Source organism: Bradyrhizobium sp. B120 (assembly GCF_049075665.1).
Lineage (GTDB): Bacteria > Pseudomonadota > Alphaproteobacteria > Rhizobiales > Xanthobacteraceae > Bradyrhizobium.
This window is the reverse complement of record NZ_CP185242.1, coordinates 5,930,790-5,951,128: the sequence shown is the minus strand read 5'-3', so window position 1 is coordinate 5,951,128 and position 20,339 is coordinate 5,930,790. Positions and strand designations below refer to the sequence as shown.

21 protein-coding genes are annotated in these 20,339 nt (G+C 62.6%); 13 read left to right on the top strand and 8 right to left on the bottom strand.

Features of this window, described 5'->3' with window-relative positions:
• Window positions 1–63 precede the first annotated feature (63 nt).
• The 5 genes from ACOIX3_RS27675 to ACOIX3_RS27655 are packed head-to-tail and all read left to right on the top strand — an operon-like array spanning window position 64 to window position 4,726.
• Window positions 64–1,317 carry an ABC transporter substrate-binding protein gene (locus ACOIX3_RS27675; protein ID WP_420965164.1) on the top strand — a complete coding sequence of 418 codons (1,254 nt, stop codon included), beginning with the start codon at window positions 64–66 and terminating at the stop codon, window positions 1,315–1,317.
• Between the two features lie 54 nt (window positions 1,318–1,371).
• Window positions 1,372–2,256 carry a branched-chain amino acid ABC transporter permease gene (locus ACOIX3_RS27670; protein ID WP_298363053.1) on the top strand — a complete coding sequence of 295 codons (885 nt, stop codon included), beginning with the start codon at window positions 1,372–1,374 and terminating at the stop codon, window positions 2,254–2,256.
• Between the two features lie 7 nt (window positions 2,257–2,263).
• Window positions 2,264–3,250, top strand: a complete 987-nt coding sequence (locus ACOIX3_RS27665; RefSeq protein ID WP_420965163.1) for a branched-chain amino acid ABC transporter permease — start codon at window positions 2,264–2,266, stop codon at window positions 3,248–3,250.
• Complete coding sequence (locus ACOIX3_RS27660) at window positions 3,247–4,017, top strand: ABC transporter ATP-binding protein (RefSeq protein WP_092115585.1); 771 nt, start codon at window positions 3,247–3,249, stop codon at window positions 4,015–4,017. Before ACOIX3_RS27665 ends, ACOIX3_RS27660 begins: the two co-directional genes overlap by 4 nt.
• 4 nt (window positions 4,018–4,021) lie before the next feature.
• On the top strand, window positions 4,022–4,726 hold the full coding sequence (locus ACOIX3_RS27655) for an ABC transporter ATP-binding protein (RefSeq protein WP_420965162.1): 705 nt from the start codon (window positions 4,022–4,024) through the stop codon (window positions 4,724–4,726).
• Between the two features lie 44 nt (window positions 4,727–4,770).
• Here the strand turns inward: ACOIX3_RS27655 and ACOIX3_RS27650 are convergent, their stop codons facing one another.
• Window positions 4,771–5,784 carry a zinc-dependent alcohol dehydrogenase gene (locus tag ACOIX3_RS27650; RefSeq protein WP_420965161.1) on the bottom strand — a complete coding sequence of 338 codons (1,014 nt, stop codon included), beginning with the start codon at window positions 5,782–5,784 and terminating at the stop codon, window positions 4,771–4,773.
• Between the two features lie 331 nt (window positions 5,785–6,115).
• Between ACOIX3_RS27650 and ACOIX3_RS27645 the strand changes: the two genes are divergently transcribed.
• The 7 genes from ACOIX3_RS27645 (at window position 6,116) to ACOIX3_RS27615 (ending at window position 12,110) form a co-directional block, all read left to right on the top strand.
• Window positions 6,116–7,120: an ABC transporter substrate-binding protein gene (locus ACOIX3_RS27645; RefSeq protein WP_212310226.1), complete on the top strand. Its 1,005-nt coding sequence runs from the start codon at window positions 6,116–6,118 to the stop codon at window positions 7,118–7,120.
• A gap of 38 nt (window positions 7,121–7,158) precedes the next feature.
• Window positions 7,159–7,974, top strand: coding sequence for an ABC transporter permease (locus ACOIX3_RS27640; RefSeq protein ID WP_420965159.1), 816 nt, complete (start codon window positions 7,159–7,161; stop codon window positions 7,972–7,974).
• 4 nt (window positions 7,975–7,978) lie between these two features.
• The gene (locus tag ACOIX3_RS27635; RefSeq protein WP_420965158.1) at window positions 7,979–8,764 is read left to right on the top strand and encodes an ABC transporter permease; all 786 of its coding nucleotides are present in this window, start codon (window positions 7,979–7,981) and stop codon (window positions 8,762–8,764) included.
• Window positions 8,761–9,819 (top strand): ABC transporter ATP-binding protein, encoded by a 1,059-nt coding sequence (locus ACOIX3_RS27630; RefSeq protein WP_420965157.1) that lies wholly within the window; start codon window positions 8,761–8,763, stop codon window positions 9,817–9,819. Before ACOIX3_RS27635 ends, ACOIX3_RS27630 begins: the two co-directional genes overlap by 4 nt.
• A gap of 9 nt (window positions 9,820–9,828) precedes the next feature.
• A complete protein-coding gene (locus ACOIX3_RS27625; RefSeq protein ID WP_420965155.1) occupies window positions 9,829–10,668 on the top strand; it encodes a phosphodiesterase in 840 nt (279 codons plus the stop codon).
• Between the two features lie 295 nt (window positions 10,669–10,963).
• Window positions 10,964–11,701, top strand: coding sequence for a Crp/Fnr family transcriptional regulator (locus ACOIX3_RS27620; protein ID WP_342727895.1), 738 nt, complete (start codon window positions 10,964–10,966; stop codon window positions 11,699–11,701).
• Between the two features lie 139 nt (window positions 11,702–11,840).
• The gene (locus ACOIX3_RS27615; RefSeq protein WP_420965153.1) at window positions 11,841–12,110 is read left to right on the top strand and encodes a hypothetical protein; all 270 of its coding nucleotides are present in this window, start codon (window positions 11,841–11,843) and stop codon (window positions 12,108–12,110) included.
• Between the two features lie 15 nt (window positions 12,111–12,125).
• Here ACOIX3_RS27615 and ACOIX3_RS27610 read toward each other — a convergent pair whose 3' ends face one another.
• The 7 genes from ACOIX3_RS27610 to ACOIX3_RS27580 all read right to left on the bottom strand — a co-directional run bounded on the left by ACOIX3_RS27610 (window position 12,126) and on the right by ACOIX3_RS27580 (window position 18,990).
• Window positions 12,126–13,217, bottom strand: coding sequence for an amidohydrolase family protein (locus tag ACOIX3_RS27610; protein WP_420965152.1), 1,092 nt, complete (start codon window positions 13,215–13,217; stop codon window positions 12,126–12,128).
• A gap of 186 nt (window positions 13,218–13,403) precedes the next feature.
• Window positions 13,404–14,699: a TRAP transporter large permease gene (locus tag ACOIX3_RS27605; protein WP_176530067.1), complete on the bottom strand. Its 1,296-nt coding sequence runs from the start codon at window positions 14,697–14,699 to the stop codon at window positions 13,404–13,406.
• Between the two features lie 15 nt (window positions 14,700–14,714).
• On the bottom strand, window positions 14,715–15,227 hold the full coding sequence (locus ACOIX3_RS27600) for a TRAP transporter small permease (protein WP_420965151.1): 513 nt from the start codon (window positions 15,225–15,227) through the stop codon (window positions 14,715–14,717).
• Between the two features lie 42 nt (window positions 15,228–15,269).
• Window positions 15,270–16,301 (bottom strand): TRAP transporter substrate-binding protein, encoded by a 1,032-nt coding sequence (locus tag ACOIX3_RS27595; protein ID WP_420965150.1) that lies wholly within the window; start codon window positions 16,299–16,301, stop codon window positions 15,270–15,272.
• Between the two features lie 41 nt (window positions 16,302–16,342).
• Window positions 16,343–17,086 (bottom strand): GntR family transcriptional regulator, encoded by a 744-nt coding sequence (locus tag ACOIX3_RS27590; protein ID WP_420965149.1) that lies wholly within the window; start codon window positions 17,084–17,086, stop codon window positions 16,343–16,345.
• A gap of 214 nt (window positions 17,087–17,300) precedes the next feature.
• The gene (locus tag ACOIX3_RS27585; RefSeq protein WP_420965148.1) at window positions 17,301–17,999 is read right to left on the bottom strand and encodes a molybdate ABC transporter substrate-binding protein; all 699 of its coding nucleotides are present in this window, start codon (window positions 17,997–17,999) and stop codon (window positions 17,301–17,303) included.
• Between the two features lie 40 nt (window positions 18,000–18,039).
• A complete protein-coding gene (locus ACOIX3_RS27580; protein WP_420971804.1) occupies window positions 18,040–18,990 on the bottom strand; it encodes a Bug family tripartite tricarboxylate transporter substrate binding protein in 951 nt (316 codons plus the stop codon).
• A gap of 174 nt (window positions 18,991–19,164) precedes the next feature.
• Between ACOIX3_RS27580 and ACOIX3_RS27575 the strand changes: the two genes are divergently transcribed.
• Entirely contained in the window at window positions 19,165–20,235 is a 1,071-nt protein-coding gene (locus ACOIX3_RS27575) for an ABC transporter substrate-binding protein (protein WP_420965147.1), read from the top strand.
• The last annotated feature ends 104 nt before the right edge of the window (window positions 20,236–20,339 follow it).

Genomic DNA, 20,339 nt, shown 5'->3' with positions numbered 1-20,339 from the left:
AGACGTTCCGGGCAAAGACAATACGATAAGCAAAACACAGACATTTCTTGGGGAGGAATAGTCATGACGAGCAAGGTCACCAAAGCTGGATCGATATCGCGGCGTCGTCTGCTGACGACGGCAAGCGCCGGCGCCGCTCTCGCCGTCTCGCCTTTTCGGATCAATCTGCTCCAGGCCGAGGAAGCACCCATCAAGATCGGCTTCCCTGTTCCCTTGACCGGTCCGTATGGCGCCGAGGCCCAGGACCAGGTGCGGGCGGGGCAGCTCGCCGTTGCCCAATTCAATGATGCCGGTGGCCTCAACGGCCGCAAGGCCGAGCTCGTCGTGCGCGACGACAAGCTCAATCCCGGTGAGGCGGCAACGCGGACATTGGAGCTGGTCGAGAAGGAGAAGGTGAACTTCGTCGTCGGCAGCCTGTCGGCCGCGGTTCAGCTTGCGATCAACAACGTCACCAAAGAGCGCGGCGTCATCTTCAATTCGATCAGCCAGTCCGACGCCATCAACGAAGCGGCCGACTTCAGCAAATACACATTCCACGAAGCGTTGAACCCGCACATGACGTCAGGCGCGGTCGGCCGCTATGCCTTCGCCAAGTTCGGCAAGAAGGTCGCATTCCTCACGGCGGATTACGCCTACGGTCACGAGATGGTTCGCGGTTTCCTCGAGGTCGGCAAGGAGTTCAACGTCGAGAACCTCGGCGACATCCGCCATCCGCTGGGAACGACCGACTTCTCGACCCTGCTGCCGCGTCTCCAGGCGCTGAAACCCGATATTCTGTGCATCAGCAATTTCGGCCGCGACCAGCAGATCGCGCTGAAGCAGGCGACCGACTTTGGCATCAAGAAGTCGATCCAGATCATCGCGCCGCTGCTCTCGCATGCCAGCCGCGTCGCGGCTGGCCCCCAGGCATTCGAAGGCGTCGTCGGCGGCTGCTCCTTCTACTGGGGTATCGAGGACAAATTCGCCTCGACCAAGGCGTTCAACGATGCGTTCCGCAAGATGTACGATGGCAAGCTGCCGACCGACTACGGTGCGCTCGGTTATGGCGGTGTTCGGACCGTGCTCGAGGCGGTCAAGGGCGCCGGCAGCGCCGAGACCGACAAGGTCGTCGCTGCATTGGAAGCTCTGAAGTACGACGACTACAAGGGGCCGCAATATTATCGCAAATGCGACCACCAGTCGGTGCAATCGGTGCTCGTGATCAAGTCGAAATCCAAGGACCTGAGGAACGAGTCCGACGTGTTCGAGGTTCTGTCGACCGAAGAGCCCAACGAGAAGAACCTGCGCACCTGCGAAGCGCTCGGTCACAAGAGTTGAGCTCGTGCGACGGCACGCGCCGCGGGGCGGTGCGCGCCGTGCTGAGGGGGACAAATGGCGGGCCTGAGCTTTGACCTGATTGCGCTGCAACTGTTTGCCGGGTTGGCGCTCGGCGCCATCTATGTGCTGTTTGCGATCGGCCTCTCGCTGATCTTCGGGATGTTGACGGTTGTCAACTTCGCCCATGGCGCGTTCTACATGGTTGGCGCTTATGTCGGGCTCTATCTGATCTCGATCGGGGGCAATTTCTGGATCTGCCTCGTGGCGGTGCCGATCGCAATCGGACTGTTCGGCCTTGCCGTCGAGCGCGTGCTGATCCGGCCGCTTTACGGTCGCGGCATCGACTATCCGCTGCTGCTGACCTTCGGGCTCAGCTACGTGATGGTCGAATGCGTGCGCATCGCCTTTGGCAAGACCGGCTATCCTTTCGACACGCCCGAGGTTCTGCAAGGCGCCGTCGATATTGGTGTCGGCTATTTTCCGCTCTACCGCCTGTTCGTGATAGGCGCGACGGCCGTCGTGCTGCTTGCGCTCTGGCTGTTTCTGGAGAAGACCAGCTTCGGACTGATTATCCGTGCCGGGGCGCGCGATCCGCAGATCGTCCGTGTTCTCGGGGTCGATGTTTCCAAGGTGTGGTTGATCGTGTTCGGGATCGGTACTGCGATCGCGGGCTTTGCCGGCCTGTTGGCCGCGCCGCTTCAAGGCGTCATTCCGGAGATGGGCGGCACAATTCTCGCCGAAGCCTTCGTTGTGACCGTCGTAGGAGGGATGGGGTCGATCGGCGGCGCCGTCCTGGCAGGCCTCCTGGTCGGTGTGGTGGTCAGCATGACCTCGTTGTTCGCACCCGAGATGGCCAAGGTTTCGATCTTTGCCTTGATGGCGGTCGTTCTGATCGTTCGTCCCCAGGGCTTCTTCGGCCGCGCCGGATTGATGAGCTGAGCCCGGCATGACCGAAACCACTCAATCGATCAAACAGCCGGGTGCCGGGACGGGCAGTTGGTACGAGTTCGCAACGCGGCATCGTGCCAGCATTGTCGCGGCGGTCATCCTGGTTTTCCCGCTGGTGATGCCGTTCACGGCCCTGGCCGTGAATATCCTGATCTATGGCTTGTACGCCCTCGGTTTCAACCTCGTGTTTGGATATCTGGGTCTGTTGTCGTTCGGTCATGCGGCGCTGTTCGGGACCGGCGCCTACCTCTGTGGTATCGCCATCGTGCACTTCGGCTGGCCGTGGTATGCGGCCATTGCCGCCGGGGTTGCCGGCGGATTGTTGATGGCGCTCTTGATCGGCGTGCTCGCGATCAGGACCCGCGGCATCTACTTCGCCATGGTGACAATGGCGTTGTCGCAGTGCGTCTACTATCTTTTCTACCAGGCGGTTGACTTGACGGGCGGCGAGAACGGCCTTCGCGGCATCAACCTCCGCATCATCGATCTGTTCGGCCTGCGGATCGATTTTATCAATCCGATGACCCGCTACTACGTCATCGCGGCTTTTGTGATCGCCGCATTCTTTGTGATGTCACGCATTCTGGCATCACCCTTTGGTGCCGTGATTGAAGCGGTGCGCGAGAACGAGATGCGTGCACGCGCGTCCGGCTACGACGTGACCCTGACGCGATTGCTGACCTTCGTCCTGTCCGGCGGTTTCTGCGGCCTTGCGGGTGCGTTGCAGGCCCTGCATTTGTCGATCGTTCCGATCGAAATCCTGCATTACGAGACCTCGGGCCTGGTCGTGATGATCGCTCTCTTGGGCGGTATGGGGACGTTCTTCGGGCCGATGATTGGTGCTGCGGTCTTCCTGGTCCTGGAGAATGTGGTCTCGGTGTGGACCGTTCACTGGCAACTGATCGTTGGAGCCATCTTCATTGCATGCGTGCTGTTCTTCCCGGCTGGCATCTGGGGCACGCTGATCGCGCGGGGCAGACGATGAGCGCCGCAGAAGGCCACGCAGGAGAAATCATTCTGCGCACGAGGGGCGTCGGCAAGACGTTCGGGAAGTTTGTCGCGCTCAACAATATCTCGGCCGAGTTTTCCAGAGGAGCGATCACCTCCATTATTGGTCCGAACGGGGCTGGAAAGAGCACCTACTTCAACCTGCTGTGCGGCGCCTTTCCGCCGACGAAGGGCAGTGTAGAGTTCGAGGGCAAGGATGTCACCGGTCTGCCGCAACACCGCTTTGCACATATGGGGATCGCGAAATCCTTCCAGATCACCAGCGTGTTTCCGCAGCTTACGACACGAGAGAACATCCGCGTTGGCCTGCAGGCGCTGGTGTCGCGATACGACATCTGGCGTCCCCGTGCGCGCCTGACCGAGCTTGTCGAGCGGGCGGACGAATTGCTGGCGCTCGTCGGGCTGTGGGAATCCCGGGAACGTGCGGCCAAGACGCTGGCCCATGGTGAGCAGCGGGCACTGGAGATCGGCATGGCGCTTGCCAGCCAGCCCCGTTTGCTGCTGCTGGACGAGCCGACGGCCGGCATGAGCCCGGAAGAAACCCGGACCATGATGGATCTGATCGTGAAACTCGCCAAGGAGCGTACGGTCATCCTTGTCGAGCACAAGATGAAACTGGTGCTGGGGATCAGCGATCGCATCCTCGTGCTGCACCACGGAGAATTGCTTGCCGAGGGAACGCCACAGGAGGTCCGGCAAAACGAGGCGGTGAAGCGTGTCTATCTCGGTCAGCGGGAGCACTGACGCGATGCTGCAGGTCAGCAAGCTCAATGCCTGGTATGGCGCCAGCCACGCGTTGCAGGACATCAGCCTCGAGGTAAACAGGGGCGAAATCGTCTGTCTCATTGGCCGTAATGGAGCCGGCAAGACCACAACACTGAAATCGATCATGGGGTTGATGGGGCGGGCGCGCGGCTCGGTCACCTTCGAGGGTGAGGAGCTGCTGCGCCAGCCGGCGCATGTGCGCTTCGCGTTGGGACTAGCCTACGTTCCGGAGGAACGACGGATCGTGCAGGGACTGACCGTGCGGGAGAATTTGCGGCTCGGGCTGGTTGCCTCGAAGGAGAAGAAGCGGGAAGCCGAGCTGATCGACGAGATCGCTGCGATCTTCCCCCGGCTGGCTGAGCGCATGGATCAAGAGGCGGTCACGATGTCCGGCGGCGAGCAGCAGATGCTGGCGATCGCGCGAGCGATGATCGCAAAGCCCGACCTGATCATGCTGGACGAGCCGTCGGAGGGCATCATGCCGGTCCTGGTCGACGAGATGTTCGAGCTGTTCAGCAGCATGAAGGCGCAGGGAACGACGGTTTTGCTGGTCGAGCAGAACGTCGAGCTCGCACTCGGCATCGCCGATCGTGCCTACGTGCTGGACCAGGGAGCGGTGGTGCACCAGGCCTCGGCGCAGGCGCTGCTCGCCGACGACGAGATCAAGGAGCGCTACTGCTCGGTGTGAGCTGGCCCTCAGGATCGTGCTTCCGCGAACGGTCTGAACGGGCCTTATTCCGCAGCGCTTGCGATCGCTTCGGCTTTCCGATTGGTGACGACGACCTTGATCGCGTCATCAACGCGGTCCCGGGCATATCTCAGCGCCGTCGGCAGGTCGGCCAGCGGAAAGGTGTGCGTGTGGATCTTGGTCGCGTCGAACCGCTTCGCTGCCATCAATTCCATCGCGCGGTGAGTGGCGCTGCGGCCTTCGCCTCGGATGCCGTAGGCATAGATGTTGTTTCGAACGAGGTGCGCAACGTCCAGCGTCGCGGCCTCGTGCGGGAAGGCGGCCAGGCAGATCTTGCCGCTGCGATTGGTCATGTGAATGGCCTGGTTGAGTGTCGCTTCGGTGCCGGCACATTCGACGACATAGTCCGCGCCGATCCCCCCTGTTAGTTGCTTCACGACCTCAACGACGTCTTCGTCGTTGATGTTGATGACGCGGTCGGCCCCCAATTCCCCGCCGATCGCCAGCCGCTTGTTGCGCGTGCCGGTCAGGATGACCGGGCTTGCGCCAAGCGCCTTGGCCACAGCAACTGCGAGAAGACCGATCGGCCCTGGGCCGATCACCACGACGCTCTCGCCGGCCACCAATCCCCCCAATTCCGTCAAGCCGTACATCGATGTCCCGGCCGTCACCACGAGCGTTGCTTCCGCATCGCTCATGGTATCCGGGACGCGCGCCAGCGTATTGATGTGATTGACCGCGTATTCGGCGAATCCGCCGTCGGTCGTAAAGCCGTTGGCGCGGTGACCCTTCTCCGGCTTTCCATAGTTAAGGCACGATGTGTACATGCCCTGGCGGCAGCGTTTGCATTGGCCGCAGCCGGCGTGGATCTCCACGCTGACCCGCTCACCGATCCTGAACTCGTCGACATCAGGGCCAAGCGCGGCAACCGTGCCCATGTATTCGTGACCCGGCGTAAAGTTCTTGTTGAAGGGCACGCCGCCTTGAATGCTTGCCGGCGACCCGGCGTGGATGATTTCGAGATCGGTGGCGCAGATCGCAACCGCGTCGATGCGCACCAGCACTTCGGCGCGCGACGGGACCGGCGTCGGCTTCTCGCGAAGCAGGAGTTGGTCGGGATCACCAAGGACCCAGGCTTTCATCTGGTCGGGGACGGGAAGATCGAGCGATGTCTTGACGCCGGGCGGCTGGTACATGGGCGCTTCCTGTTTTGGCTCTCAGCCTAGCGCGAAACGACGCTCTGCCGCGAGCATCCGATCCTCGGCATCAGGGCTGTCGCAATTGCTGCACGGCAGCAAGCGCGTCGCAAAACCTTCATGCGCGGCCTATACTTGGTCCCCCGTTGATGTTGAAATCCGCATTGCATCCTCTCCCAGACCGGAGCCTCCCATGAAGATCCGCCTTGTCCTTGCGTTGCTGGCGCTGACACTGATCGCGCCGTGGCAATCTGCCAAGGCGGCCGACGTGATCTGCTACAACTGCCCGCCGGAATGGGCAGATTGGGCGTCGATGCTGAAGGCGATCAAGGCGGACCTCAATTACGATATCCCGCATGACAACAAGAATTCCGGGCAGGCGCTGGCCCAGATCCTGGCCGAGAAGAGCAATCCGGTCGGCGATATCGGATATTTCGGCGTGACCTTCGGCATGAAGGCCAAGGCCCAGGACGCGCTCGAGCCCTACAAGCCCGCGCATTGGGATCAGGTCCCGGCCGGTCTCAAGGATCCGGACGGCTATTGGACCACGATCCACTCCGGCACGCTCGGCCTGTTCGTGAACAAGGACGCGCTTGGCGGCAAGCCGGTGCCGGCCTGCTGGAAGGACCTCCTGAAGCCGGACTACAAGGGCATGGTCGGCTATCTCGACCCGTCGTCCGCTGCGGTCGGTTATGTCGGCGCGGTCGCTGTCAATCTCGCGCTGGGCGGCTCGCCCACCAATTTCGATCCGGCGATCACCTTCTTCAAGGAACTGCGCAAGAACGATCCGATCGTGCCCAAGCAGACGTCATATGCCCGCGTCGTCTCCGGTGAGATGCCGATCCTGTTCGACTACGACTTCAACGCCTACCGCGCGAAATATTCGGAGAAGGGCAACTTCGAGTTTGTGATTCCCTGCGAGGGGTCGGTGGTGTTTCCCTATGTTGTCGGTCTCGTGAAGAACGCGCCCGACAAGGAGAAAGCCAAGAAGGTGATGGACTATCTCTTGTCCGACAAGGGGCAAGCGATCTGGACCAATGCCTATCTGCGTCCGGCCCGCCCGATCGAGCTGCCGGCTTCCGTGAAGGGCAAATTCCTCCCCGACAGCGACTATGCCCGCGCCAAGAGCGTCGACTGGGGCGAGATGGAAAACGTGCAAAAAGCCTTCGTCGACCGCTATCTCGCCGAAGTCCGCTGAGGCAATATGGTGCCCTTCGACAGGGTACCACTCTTCCGATGTCGCAAAAATCATTCGTTTGGCTCTGCCTGCTGCCGCTTGCGGTCGTGACGACGGCGTTCTTCCTGTTGCCGATGGCACGGCTGGTGGTGGCGGGCGCCGAAGGCCCGCACGGGCTTGCCGGATATCTCGCCATCCTGACCGAAGGCCGCTATCGCGCAACGCTGATCAACACCGTGCTGCTGGCGGCGGCAACCACGGTCGTCACGCTGATCGTGGCGACGATCGCCGGAATGTTTCTGCAGCGGCACCGCTTTCCCGGGCGGGCCCTGCTGATCGCGATGCTGACCTTTCCATTGGCGTTTCCCGGCGTGGTGGTCGGCTTCATGATCATTCTGCTGGCAGGTCGGCAAGGGCTGATCGGCGATCTCTCGAACCGGATCTTCGGTGAGAAGTTCGTTTTCGCCTATTCGATCTACGGGCTCTTCCTGGGCTATCTCTATTTCTCGATCCCGCGCGTGATCCTCACCATCATGGCAGCGGTGCAGAAGCTCGATGTCGGTTTGGAGGAGGCCGCGCGTTCGCTCGGCGCTAGCCCGTGGGCAGTGCAGCGTGATGTCGTGCTGCCGGCACTGGCGCCGGCGTTCGTTGCGTCCGGCGCCATCGCGTTTGCGACCGCGATGGGCGCCTTCGGCACCGCCTTCACGCTGGCGACCAACATCGACGTGCTGCCGATGCTGATCTACACCGAGTTCACGCTGGCCGCCAATTTCGCGACCTCGGCGGCGCTGTCGGTGGGGCTTGGCCTGATCACCTGGCTCATCCTTGCGCTCGCCCGCACGTTCAGCGGCAGTGCCGTCGCAGCGGCCGGGTGAAAGCATGCGCGATCGCCTGATCTTCACCGGCCAGTTCATCTTTACGCTGCTCGTTGCGGCATTCCTGGTGGTGCCCGCAGCACTTTCGATCTCCGCCGGCGTCACCGTGAATTATTTCCGGGGCATCCAATCCGGCGTGACCCTGCAATGGGTCGCGCAGGTCTGCGAGCTTTATGCCGGCACCATTCTGCTCTCCTTCGTGATCGCCTTCGCGACACTTGCCGTCACGTTGCTCGCCGGCGTCCCCGCGGCCTATGCGCTGCATACGCGAGGCGGTCGGCTTGCCCGCATCGTCGAGGAGGTCATCACCTTGCCGCTGGCGATCCCCGGGCTTGCGATCGCGCTTGCACTGCTGCTCACCTATGGGAGCTTTGGCGGCTTTCGCCGCTCCTGGCTGTTCATCCTGGTCGGCCACGTGATCTTCACCATGCCGTTCATGGTGCGCTCGGTCATGGCGGTGTTTGCGACCGTGGACATCAAGACGCTCGATGAGGGGGCTGCCTCGCTCGGGGCATCGCCATGGCGGCGATTCTGCGATGTCATCGTGCCGAACGCGCTACCGGGAATTCTCGCCGGTGCACTGATGGTGGTCACGCTGTCGCTCGGCGAGTTCAACCTGACCTGGATGCTGCATACGCCGTTGACGAAGACGCTGCCGATCGGGCTCGCCGACAGCTACGCCTCGATGCGGCTCGAAGTGGCCTCGGCCTACACGCTGATCTTCTTCGTGATGATCATTCCGCTGCTGGTCGCGATGCAACTGCTGGCCGACAGGAATCACAAGCGATGAATACGACCGGGCACGGTGCCGCAGTGCGGATCGAGGCGTGCGGCAAGACCTTTGCCGACGGCACGCGGGCGCTCGATCCCGCGACCCTCGATATCGCGCGCGGCGAGACGCTGGTGCTGCTTGGCCCGTCCGGATGCGGCAAGACCACGATGCTGCGCATCATCGCCGGCCTCGAGCTGCCGGATACGGGCGGCAAGGTGCTGTTCGACGGCAAGGATATGACCTCGGTCCCGATCGAGCGGCGTAATGTCGGCATGGTATTTCAGTCCTACGCCCTGTTCCCCAACATGACGGTGGCGGACAATATCGCCTACGGCCTGAAGATCCGGGGTGTTGCCAGGGACGAGCGTGCCGCACGCGTCGCGGAGCTGGTTGCCCTCACGAATATCACTGAGTTGGAGAACCGCCGCATCGACCAGCTTTCGGGCGGCCAACGTCAGCGCGTCGCGCTGGCGCGTGCCGTCGCGATCCGGCCCGGCATACTGCTGCTCGACGAGCCCTTGACCGCGCTCGATGCCGCCTTGCGGGACCGGTTGCGAGGCGAGCTCAACCGGCTGTTGCGAGCACTCGGTATCACGACGATCTATGTCACCCATGATCAGTCCGAAGCTATGGAATTGGGCGACCGCATCGTCGTGATGCGGAAAGGTGCGATCGCCCAGATCGGCACGCCGCGCGAGGTCTACTTCGCACCGAAGGACCGCTTCGTGGCGGAGTTCATCGGAGCTGCGAACATCGTGGAAGCTCCGATCGAGAACGGTATACTGATCCTGCCCGGCGGACGATTGCCGATCGAGGGTGGCGCGACAGCTGCGAACGCGACCGTCATGGTCCGTCCCGAAACCATTCGCGTGACGGACGCCGGTGCGGGGGTGCTCTCGGGAGTGGTCGATTCCGTCAGCTTCGTCGGTGACCGGCAGCGAATTGTGGTGAGTGGTGCATCGGGCAAGCCGCTCAATGTCGACGCGCCCAACACAATCCTGGCCAAGGCTGGCGATCGAATCGGGCTGTCGATCGCGCCCGACGCGCTTCGTCTGCTGCCGTCCGAACCTTGAGATTGATCGATGTCGTCGAAACCTGTCCTCATCGTGCAGATATCCGACCTCCACATCAAGCCGCCGGGAACGCTGGCCTATGGCCGGGTCGACACCGCGAAGGCGCTTGAACGCTGCGTGGCCGCGCTCAGCGCGTTCGAGCCGGCGCCCGATTTCGTCGTCATCTCGGGCGACCTCGTCGATACGCCGTCGGTAGAGGAATACGACTATCTCAAGCAATTGCTCGCGCCGCTACGCCTGCCGTTCGCCGGCATTCCCGGCAATCACGACTCGCGCCAGTGGATGCGCGAAGCGTTTCCGGCCGCGCCCTATGTTCACGCAACAGGTCCGCTCGACCAGAAGATCGAAGTGAATGGCCTCGATCTCCTGCTGCTTGATTCAAGCGTCGCCGGCAAGCCGCACGGCATGCTCGAAGCATCCACGCTGCAATGGCTGGACGCCGCGCTGGCGACGGCAGCCGACCGGCCGGCGCTGCTTTTCCTGCATCACCCGCCATTCAAGGGCGGCATCTGGCATATGGATCGGCAAGACCTCTTCAATGCCGACGCATTGGCAGACATCGTCAGGCGTCACCCGCGTGTGCGGTTGATCGCGTGCGGGCACGTCCATCGTGCGATGCTGACCACCGTCGCCGGGATTGCCGTGACAATATGCCCCGCGCCGAACCATGCGGTCGACCTGGACCTCGGACAGCTCCGCGAACCCTCATTCAAGGTGGAACCGCCTGCATTTCATTTGCACATATGGTTTCCCGGGCCCGACTTTGGACAGCTGGTCACGCACCAGATCCCCATCGGCCAGTTTGACGGGCCGCATCCGTTCTTTGGGCCGGACGGCAAGCTGCTGTGAGTGGCTGGCGTCGACCCCTCACACGGATGGGTTTCGCCAGGCGGGATTGCCGCTGATGGGCGGGGTTTTCCAGATCGAGGGCAACCGCCGGCTACAATTGAGCGTTGCAACTAGCCGCATATTTATTCCAAATTGTACCTTAGATGCCTTCTGGCCCGATTTCACCGGCTCGGACCTTTTGTTGCTGTAGGCCCCCGGTGGGGTTATAGTCCTTTCCACTTTCATTGATCGATGGCTTGTCGGTGTCGCGCTGCTGGCGCGCCGATTGAACGCAACACAATCAGTCTGGATCACAATGACCGGTGCGTCGCCCATAGAACGAACTGCCGGCGCGCCGTTGTTTTCGAACAACAAGCTGTCGGTGCTGCGCAAGCACCCTTACTTTGCCGATCTCGAACCCGAGGCATTCGATCAGCTCTGCCGCTATGCCAAGCACACCACGCTGAAGCGCGGAACGACGATCTTCTCCAAGGGCGATCCGGGTACCAGCCTGATCGCGGTGATCTCGGGCACGGTGAAAATCAGCATCTCGTCGCCGGATGGTCGCAACGCGATCCTGAACCTGATCGAGGCAGGAGAGATATTCGGCGAGATCGCGCTGCTCGACGGCTTGTCGCGGACGGCCGATGCCACCGCCAACACCAATTGCGAGCTGTTCGTCATCGACCGGCGCGAGTTCATTCCGTTCGTGCGCAGCCAGCCGACGCTTGCGATGAAGTTCATCGAGCTGCTGTGCGCAAGATTGCGCTGGACCAGTGACCAGGTCGAGCAGGTGATCCTGCAGGATTTACCGGGCCGTCTGGCGAGCGCGCTGCTGCGCCTGAGCGACAAGCACAAGCCGCAGGGGCGCACCATCTCGATCACCCAGCAGGAGATCAGCGAGATGGTCGGGATGACTCGCGAGAGCATCAACAAGCAGCTCCGCGCCTGGGCGACGCGCGGTTGGGTCAGGCTCGAACATGGCGCGATCGTCGTGCTGAAGCCCGAGTCGCTTCAGGCGCTGGTCGACGCCGGGGCCGATGACGGCGAGTAGTCGCTGCCGTCTGCGCGGTTAGTCCCGCACTTCACGAAACGGTGAACCTAACAAAGCCTGTGAAACCATTCACATCGGCCGTGCGTGCCCTGCGGTAAGTGACGCTTCGGTGGAGCACACTCGCACTGTGGAGGAATCCATGCAGGGCTCTTTCGACAACCGGCAGCAGGATCCGGAAAGCAACTACGAGAGCTTCAGCATCAAGCTGATCGCTCTGCCGGTGCTCGTGATCGTTGCATTGATCGGGATGCTGGTCAGCCACCCTGCCGCAGTGAAATGGATATCGGACGCGGCGCAAGCGGAGTTCGTGGGAACCGACGTCGTCGACGTCGATCCATTGACCAAGATTGCGCAGCCGGCGCCCACGGCGCTGCCGCGCCATGAGATGCGAACGGTGAAGGCCAACTGATCGTCGGCACCGTCGTTACGCGGCAACGCCGAGCAGCTTGGCTGCAGTCCGGCCGAGAATGTTGGCCTTGTCGTCGTCGCTCAGCGATGAGCAGCCGAAGATGTGGTCGGCCGGTGCCATTTGCCATGGATAGGGATAGTCGCTTCCCAGCACAATCTGGCCGGCGCCAACCTGGGCGGCGAGATGCCGGATCGCTTCGGGTGTGAAGACCAGCGAGTCGAAGTAGATCTGCTTGAGATATTCGGACGGCGCCTTCTGGAGCTTGATCTGCGGATTGCATCCTTTGGGTCCGACCAGGCAGGGGTGGTCCGAGCGATCGGCATAGGAGGGGAGATAGCCGCCGCCATGCGCGGCGATGATCCTCAGTCCCGGGAAGCGGTCGAGCGTGCCCTCGAAGATCAAATGGGACAGTGCGATCGTGGTCTCGAGCGGATTGCCGATGGTGTTGCCGAGCCAGCCATTGCCGGTGAGCCGCTTGCCGAGCTCGGGCACGCCCTGCGGATGGATGAACAGGGGGACGCCGAGTTCCTCGGCCTTGGCCCACACGGGATGAAACCTGGGGTCGGAGAATTCGACGCCATCGACCACACCGCCGATCGCGGCGCCCTTCAGCCCCTGCTTCTTCACCGCCGTCTCCAGCTCCTGCACCGCAAGGTCCGGCGCCTGCAGCGTCAGCGAGGCGAAGGCTGCGAACCGGTCGGGCTTCGAAGCGCAGAGTTCGGCGAGCTTCTCATTCTGGATATTCACGATCTTCCCGGCAAGCTCGCGATCGCGGTCGTACCAGAACGGATTGATCGAGAGCACCTCCATATCGACGGCCTGCGCGTCCATCGCAGCGAGGCGCTTGTCGATTTCGACGAAGGCCTCGGCGGCGCCGTTGACCGGCGGCAGTTGCAGTTTTCCGGCGTCGGCGCCGAGCAGCGCGCCGGCCTCGCGGAAGTGGCAATGCGAGTGAATGTCGATCGTCCTGATGCGCTTGCCGTCGACGGTGACCGGCAGTTTCTGCCGCGATTGCTGCGCATTCGCATTGTGGACGAGCCCGCAGCCGCAGAACACGATGCCCGCCGCCGCTGCTCCCGCTTTCAGGAAATCCCGCCTTGTGGTCATGACGATCGCCTCCCTGGTCTTTTTGTTATGGACGGGGAGCCTAGGGGGGCTGGCGAACGGTCGCAAGGTCACACGCTGTGCGTGTCGCGCAATGTTGATCTGCTCAGACCGGTTTGATCCCGGGCCTTGGCGATGATGTCGATGGGTTCCGGTGACGGCCGCAGTTCCGCAAGCTGCCGCTTGCTCTCAGTGCAGCACCTGGAGTTGCCGCGGCAGCCAGAGCGAGATTTCCGGCAGATAGGTCACGCACATCAGGACAAAGAACATCACCGCATAGAACGGCCAGATCTTCCGCATGACTTGCTCGATCGTGACCTTGCCGACCGCGCAGCCGACAAAAAGGATTGCTCCGACCGGTGGGTGGCACAGACCGATGCCGAGATTGAGCAGCATGATCATGCCGAAATGGACCGGGTCGACGCCGAAGTTCTTCATGACCGGCAACAGGATCGGCGTTGCGATCAGGATCGATGGCGCCATGTCGACCAGTGTTCCGAGCACCAGCAGCAGCACGTTGATCAGGAGCAGGATGACGTACTTGTTGTCGGAGATCGACAGGAAGAAGGCGGTCATCTTGGCCGGCATCTGCGTCAGGGCCATGATGTAGCCGACGCTGGAGGCGCATGCGATCAGCGTCATCACCATCGCGACGGTGCGCAGCGTTCGGTGCAGAAGCACCGGCAGGTCGCGCCAGCGATAGTCGCGATAGATGAACATGGTGACGAAGAAGGCCCAGATGCAGGCGACGGCGCCGGCTTCGATTGCGGTGAAGATGCCGCCGAGAATGCCGCCAAGGATGATGACGAGGGTGATGAGGCCCCAGGACGCATCGATGGCGATCCGGATCGCGTCCTTGGCAGGCACGGTCTGGCCGTGCGGGTGCTTCTCGCGATAGGCGACCGCGAGGCACAGGATGATCAGCGAGAAGCCGAGCAGCAGTCCGGGGAACACGCCGGCCATGAAGAGGGCGCTGATCGAAATCGTTCCGCCCGTCGCCAGCGAGTAGAGCACCGCATTGTGGCTCGGCGGCACCAGAAGGGCCTGCACCGACGATGTGATCGTCAGGTTGGTCGCGAACACGCGCGGATAGCCGTTCTTTTCCATCTGCGGGATCATCACCGAGCCGATCGCGGATGTATCGGCGACCGCCGATCCGGAAATGCCGCTCAGGAATGTCGTCGCAAGCACGTTGACGATCGAGAGGCCGCCGCGCAGCCGGGTCAGTCCAACCAGCACGTCGGCAAACGCGACGAGCCTGCGGGCCATGCCGCCCTCCGCCATGATCGCGCCGGCCAGCACGAAGAAGGGGATCGTCAGCATCGCGACCTTGCTGACGCCGTCGGAGATCTTCAGCATCACCGCTTCCAGGGGAATGCCGATCCACAAGGCGCCGACGATCGCCGCCATCGCCAGCGAGTAGGCGATAGGCATGCCGATCAGAAAGCACAGCAGCATGGTCGCGAGCAGAATGAGGATATCCATCGGGGCCTCTCGCGATCAGTCGGCGGAAAATTCGCGGTGCGGTGCAATCGGATCGGGCGGAGCACCCAGAAAAATCCGCTCGATGATGAACAGCAGTAGACAGGCGCCGCCGATCGGAATCGGAAGATAGGTGACGCCGACCGAAAGCGACGGGAAGTCGGCGATCGTGTTGTACCAGGTCACCTCGACGAGCCGAGCGCCCCAGATGACCATGAACAGTGCGATCAGGCCCATCAGCAGCTGGACCACAAGGTCGGTCAGGTTGCGAAGCGGATCAGGCAGCTTGTTGGCAAAATACGCGACGTTCATATGCAGATTGAGCCGATATCCGGCGGCCGCACCGATGAACGTCACGACGATGGTGAGCAGCACCGCGAGCGGTTCGGGCCAGGATGCGGCGCTGTTCAGGACATAGCGCGTGAACACTGCCCAGGGGATGACGGCTGAAATCAGGATCAGCGCGACAGAGCCCGTGATGACGCAGGCGAGATACAAATAGTCCATCGCGCGGCGATATGATCCGGCCATGTCCGTTTCCTGTAAGAGGAGGATTTCCCGTATGGCGTGACGTCAGGCGGACTGGATACGTCCGATCATGTCCTGGTATTTCGGGCCGTATTTGTCCCATACCGGCTTGACCGCGTTCTGGAATGGCGCCTTGTCGGCGATCTCGATGATCTCGCACCCGGCAGCTTTCGCCTTTTCCATCGCCTGCTGCTCGTAGGTGTTCCAGAGCCCGCGCTCCTCCATCTGCGCCTCGCGGGCAAGCTTCTTGATCAGCGTCTGGTCATCGGCTGCCAGCGCCGACCAGGCGCGTTTCGAGAACACCAGCAGCTCGGGAACGATCAGGTGCTCGGTGAGCGAAAAGTGTTTCGCTGCGGTGTAGTGATTGCTGAAGACGTAGCTTGGGGGATTGTTCTCGGCGCCGTCGATGACGCCGGTCTGCAACGCGCTGAACACCTGATCGTAGCCCATCGCGACACCATTGCCGCCCAGCGCGTTCATCATGTCGATGAAGATCGGATTGCCGATGACGCGGAACTTGAGGCCCTTGATGTCGGCAATCGTCTTGATCGCGTGCTTGGTGTTGTAGAGGCTGCGTGCGCCGGAATTCATCCAGCACAGTGCGACCAGTCCGGCATTCGGGCTCGCCGTGATCTTGTCCAGCAGCTCCTGGCCGATCGGGCCATCCATCATCCGCTCGGCATGCGCCATGTTCTTGAACAGGAAGGGCATGTTGACGACGTTGATGTCATCGACGATCGGGCCGATCGAGCCGGCGCTGACGCGCAGCATCTGGATCGCGCCGATCTGGGTCTGCTCGATGGTTTCCTTCTCGCCGCCGAGTTGCATCGAGGGGAACATCTGCAGCGACAGGCGGCCGTTGGTTGCCGCCGCCAGCTTCTTGCCGAGGTTTTCCGTCGCGACCACGGTCGGGTAGCCCGGCGGCTGCACGTCCGATGCCTTGAAGACGGCTTTCGACTGGGCGAGGGCGGTCTGCCCCGAGGTCGCAACGACCGCGCCAAGGCCGGCGCCGATCTTGATGACGTCGCGACGGTTGAGCCTGGCACCGCGGTGCTGCGATCGATCTGTACGGTTCATATCATTCCTCCCAAAAATGCCTGGCCGGAGTCCGGCCGCGGTCATGCCGGCTGGCTTTGCGTGTCGAAGAACTCCGGATTGTTGTGCTGGGTGGCCGAGATATCGGCCAGCAGGCGTTCGAGATGCCGCGCCATCGCCGCTCCGGCCGATGCCGGGTCGCGGGCCTCGATCGCGGCCATCACGGCCTCATGCTCGGCGATGACCTCGGCCATTCGCCCACGCTGCGGCAAGGTCAGCCACCGGAAACGGTCGACGTGAACCTTGACCTGCAGGATCAGCTTCCAGATGCCGGGATGTCCGGCAATTTCGGCGATGGCGGCGTGAAAGGCCTCGTCGGCCTGATGGAATGCTTCGCGGTCGGCGGCCATCTCGGCCTCGCGTTGGCGTTCGAGGATCGCGAGCAGGCTGAGGATCTGGCTGGCGCTGGCGCGCTCGGTTGCCATGCGGGTCGTGGTCTCCTCCAGCGACCTGCGGACGATAATCGCCTCCGGAAGAGCGGCCAGCGGAATGCGAGACACGAAGATGCCCGACTGCGGGAAGATCTCGACCAGGCCCTCGTCCGACAGACGCAGGATGGCTTCCCGCACCGGTGTCCGGCTGACGCCATATGCGCGCGCGATCTCGGCCTCGATGATCGGATCGCCGGGCCGGCGCTTCAGCGAGACCAGTTCAGCGCGCAGCTCGGCATAGATCCGCGCCGCCGCAGTTGCGGTCCGCGGACGACCGGTCCGCCGGTGGCCGACGGGGTTGCGGAGCTCCGACTTTTTCGGCGAGCGGGCGGGCATTGTTGCTCTCAGAAATTGATATATTAGTATATGAAGTCGCCATGGAAGGCAAACGAGCATCGCTCGCAACCCGGGAGGTCACTTGACCGACTACCGCATGCTATTCGATCTCACCGGCAAGACCGCCGTGGTGCTGGGCGCCGCCTCGGGTATCGGCGAGTCCTCGGCTGAAGCGCTGGCGTCGCTCGGCGACGGGTCTCACGCAACTGGCGCGCTAGGCGACAAAGCCCGCTTTGCTGCGGACCTCCGACGCCTCCGGTGACGTCAGCAGTGCGATCAGGCGTTGCGCCTGCGATGCAGCCGATGCTTGCGTCGCAACCGCAGCCGTATACATGGTCGCGAGCCCGCATCCCGGCGGCAAGATGCCCGATAGCACGACACCCTGCGTGCTGATGATCTCGGTGGATTGCGTGCAACCGATCGGCCGCCGGTCGCTGGACTCGGCTAGATGCCGCATCGCCGTCGCGCCGTTCGGATAGATTCTCAGCCGGTCGGCGGTGACGTCGGCAATATCGAGTTGCGCCAGCACCTTGGCGACATGAATTCCGGCGGTTGATGCCTTGGTGTCGGGCACGAAGATCGCGTCCGCGGCGAGCAACACGGCGCGCAGGCCGGCGGCGTCATCAGTGCACGCCGGTGGATCGCCCGCGCGGACTGCAAGCGCCGTTTCAACGCGGCCGATGTCGGCGATCGAGCTGCGCAAGACCAGCCCTTCGTCGGCAAGCTTCGCGATCAGCGCAGCGGTCAGGATGACGATGTCGGTTGGAACGCCGGCCCGCAATCTGTCGGCCATGGCGCCGACCGCGCCGAAATCGCCGGCAATGCCGAGGCCGGTTTCGGCTTCAAACGCTGGCGCAAGGCTGCGCACCAGGCCCTGCGCTGCGCCGCCGCTCAGGATGTTCAAGGTCTTCATTCGCACCTGTTCCGTCACCACGGTCTTGGCCGCTACGTGCCTATTCGGTCTTGTCGAGTCTTTTGACGACGTCTGCCCACTTCACGATATCGGCGCGCAGAAATTTGTCGAAGGCTTCCGGCGTCATTGTCATCGGCACCGCGCCTTGCTCGGCCCAAAACTTCTCGACCTCTGGCCGCCTGACCGCGGCATTCACGGCCGTGTTGAGTTTCTCGATGATCGGCTTCGGCGTACCCGCTGGTGCCATCAGGCCGAGCCAGATCGTCGCCTCATAGCCGGAAACGCCCTGCTCGGTCACGGTCGGAACGTTTGATAGCACCGCGGAACGGGACTTGCCGGTTGTTGCAAGCGCGCGGACCTGGTTCTCGGCAACATTCGGTGCCATCGCCGGAACGGCGTCGATCATCATCTGGACCTGGCCACCGATGACGCCGCTGCGGGCCTCGCCGCTGTTGCGGTAGGGCACGTGCACGATGTTGATCCCGGCCATGGCGTTGAACAACTCGCCCGCCATGTGATAGGGCGTGCCCTGACCCGACGAGGCGTAGTTCAGCTTTCCGGGCTCTGCCTTTGCAAGAGCGATGAACTCCTGCAGCGTCCTGGCCGGCACGGTGGGGTGGACCACGATCACCAGATCCGAACTGTTCAGGGTTGCGATCGGCGTCAGGTCGCGCATCAGCTCATATTTGCGCTGGGGCACCAGCGACTCATTGGCGGTCTGGGTGTTCGACATCATCAGGAGGGTGTAGCCATCGGCCGGGGCCTTCGCGACCTCCAGCGTTCCGATCACGCCGCCGGCGCCGGTGCGGTTCTCCACCACGAAAGGCTGGCCGAGGCCTTGTTGCAGGATGCTGCCGATCTGGCGCGCCACGACGTCGGCCGGACCGCCGGGACCGAAGGGCACGATGATCCTGACCGGCCGCGCGGGGTAATCCTCGGCGTCCGCATGTCCGCCTGACATCGACACGGTCAGCAATGCCGCGACACACATCAAGGCGTACCGAAAGCCCGCCATTGATCGTCTCCCCCAACTTTAGTCTTCTTTCTTGACCAGAAGTCTAGCTGCAACCTGAAGCATCTGTCGACGACAGACATCGTCTTCGCGCATCGGAATGGGGCGGGAGGACGGTGTACTCAAACTTCGCCATCGCGTGCGGGGAATCAAATGAGGAAACAAACTGGGCTGTCGCGCCGCGATCTGCTGAAGGGCACCGGCGCCGTGCTGGCTGGGTCCGCCTTTTCAACGCGCGTGATCGCCGCCGCGCCACCTGCGGAACCGGTGACGCTGATCCTGATCGAGGCGGCGAAGAAAGAGGGACAGGTCGTCTATTACACCTCGACCGATCTGCCGGTCGCGGAGAAACTAGCGAAGGCGTTCGAGGCGAAGTACGCGGGGATCACCGTGCGTGTCGAACGCACCGGCGCGGAGCGTGTGTTCCAGCGGGTCGGCCAGGAATATTCCAGCAACATTCACGCGGTCGACGTCGTCAATTCCTCCGACGCCGCGCATTTCATCGTGTGGAAGCGCGATGGCATTCTGGCGCCCTACGTCCCGGAGGAGGTCGCGAAATACTATCCGGAGGAGCATCGCGATCCGGATGGCCAGTTCGCAAGCTTCCGGGTCTGGCTGTCGATCATTGCCTACAACACCAATCTCGTGAAGGCCGAGGATGCGCCGAAGAGCTTCGCCGACCTGCTCGATTCGAAATGGAAGGGCAAGATCGTCAAGGGGCACCCCGGCTATAGCGGCACCATCATGACCGCGACCTATCAGATGCAGCGCGACCTCGGCTGGAGCTTCTTTGAGCAGCTCGCCAAGCAGAACATCATGCAGGTGCAGTCCTCGACCGATCCACCGAAGAAGCTCGATCTCGGCGAGCGCGCGGTGATGGCCGACGGCAACGAGTACAACATCTTTCAGCTGAAGGAGATGGGCCGCCCGGTCGCGCCGGTCTACGCCACCGAGGGGTCACCGGTCATTGTCGGCCCCAACGGGATCTTCAAGGACTGTCCGCATCCCAATGCGGCAAGGCTGTTTCAATCGTTCGCGCTCGGGCGCGAGGGACAGCAGCTCAACGTCGAGATCGGCGGCCTCAGGTCGGTCCACGCGCAGGCGCAGGAGAAGGCCGGGCGCAAGCCATTGAAGGACATCAAGACGATGAAGGACGACCCCGCCGCGGTGGAGAGGGAAGGGGAATCGATCAAATCCCACTACACCCGCATCTTCCGAGTCTAGCGGACGGAGTGGGCCGGTGGCCGAGCATTTGGGCGTTTGCCGCATAGCATATGCGCGGTTTTCGCCCGGACTGGGTCAATAATGCCCCTCGGCGGAGCGGATTT

Excerpts from the sequence above, each read along its gene's own strand:
- ACOIX3_RS27675 (WP_420965164.1), top strand. The coding sequence starts at position 64 with ATGACGAGCAAGGTCACCAAAGCTGGATCGATATCGCGGCGTCGTCTG.
- ACOIX3_RS27670 (WP_298363053.1), top strand. The coding sequence starts at position 1,372 with ATGGCGGGCCTGAGCTTTGACCTGATTGCGCTGCAACTGTTTGCCGGG.
- ACOIX3_RS27665 (WP_420965163.1), top strand. The coding sequence starts at position 2,264 with ATGACCGAAACCACTCAATCGATCAAACAGCCGGGTGCCGGGACGGGC.
- ACOIX3_RS27660 (WP_092115585.1), top strand. The coding sequence starts at position 3,247 with ATGAGCGCCGCAGAAGGCCACGCAGGAGAAATCATTCTGCGCACGAGG.
- ACOIX3_RS27655 (WP_420965162.1), top strand. The coding sequence starts at position 4,022 with ATGCTGCAGGTCAGCAAGCTCAATGCCTGGTATGGCGCCAGCCACGCG.
- ACOIX3_RS27645 (WP_212310226.1), top strand. The coding sequence starts at position 6,116 with ATGAAGATCCGCCTTGTCCTTGCGTTGCTGGCGCTGACACTGATCGCG.
- ACOIX3_RS27640 (WP_420965159.1), top strand. The coding sequence starts at position 7,159 with ATGTCGCAAAAATCATTCGTTTGGCTCTGCCTGCTGCCGCTTGCGGTC.
- ACOIX3_RS27635 (WP_420965158.1), top strand. The coding sequence starts at position 7,979 with ATGCGCGATCGCCTGATCTTCACCGGCCAGTTCATCTTTACGCTGCTC.
- ACOIX3_RS27630 (WP_420965157.1), top strand. The coding sequence starts at position 8,761 with ATGAATACGACCGGGCACGGTGCCGCAGTGCGGATCGAGGCGTGCGGC.
- ACOIX3_RS27625 (WP_420965155.1), top strand. The coding sequence starts at position 9,829 with ATGTCGTCGAAACCTGTCCTCATCGTGCAGATATCCGACCTCCACATC.
- ACOIX3_RS27620 (WP_342727895.1), top strand. The coding sequence starts at position 10,964 with ATGACCGGTGCGTCGCCCATAGAACGAACTGCCGGCGCGCCGTTGTTT.
- ACOIX3_RS27615 (WP_420965153.1), top strand. The coding sequence starts at position 11,841 with ATGCAGGGCTCTTTCGACAACCGGCAGCAGGATCCGGAAAGCAACTAC.
- ACOIX3_RS27610 (WP_420965152.1), bottom strand. The coding sequence starts at position 13,217 with ATGACCACAAGGCGGGATTTCCTGAAAGCGGGAGCAGCGGCGGCGGGC.
- ACOIX3_RS27605 (WP_176530067.1), bottom strand. The coding sequence starts at position 14,699 with ATGGATATCCTCATTCTGCTCGCGACCATGCTGCTGTGCTTTCTGATC.
- ACOIX3_RS27600 (WP_420965151.1), bottom strand. The coding sequence starts at position 15,227 with ATGGCCGGATCATATCGCCGCGCGATGGACTATTTGTATCTCGCCTGC.
- ACOIX3_RS27595 (WP_420965150.1), bottom strand. The coding sequence starts at position 16,301 with ATGAACCGTACAGATCGATCGCAGCACCGCGGTGCCAGGCTCAACCGT.
- ACOIX3_RS27590 (WP_420965149.1), bottom strand. The coding sequence starts at position 17,086 with ATGCCCGCCCGCTCGCCGAAAAAGTCGGAGCTCCGCAACCCCGTCGGC.
- ACOIX3_RS27585 (WP_420965148.1), bottom strand. The coding sequence starts at position 17,999 with ATGAAGACCTTGAACATCCTGAGCGGCGGCGCAGCGCAGGGCCTGGTG.
- ACOIX3_RS27580 (WP_420971804.1), bottom strand. The coding sequence starts at position 18,990 with ATGTGTGTCGCGGCATTGCTGACCGTGTCGATGTCAGGCGGACATGCG.
- ACOIX3_RS27575 (WP_420965147.1), top strand. The coding sequence starts at position 19,165 with ATGAGGAAACAAACTGGGCTGTCGCGCCGCGATCTGCTGAAGGGCACC.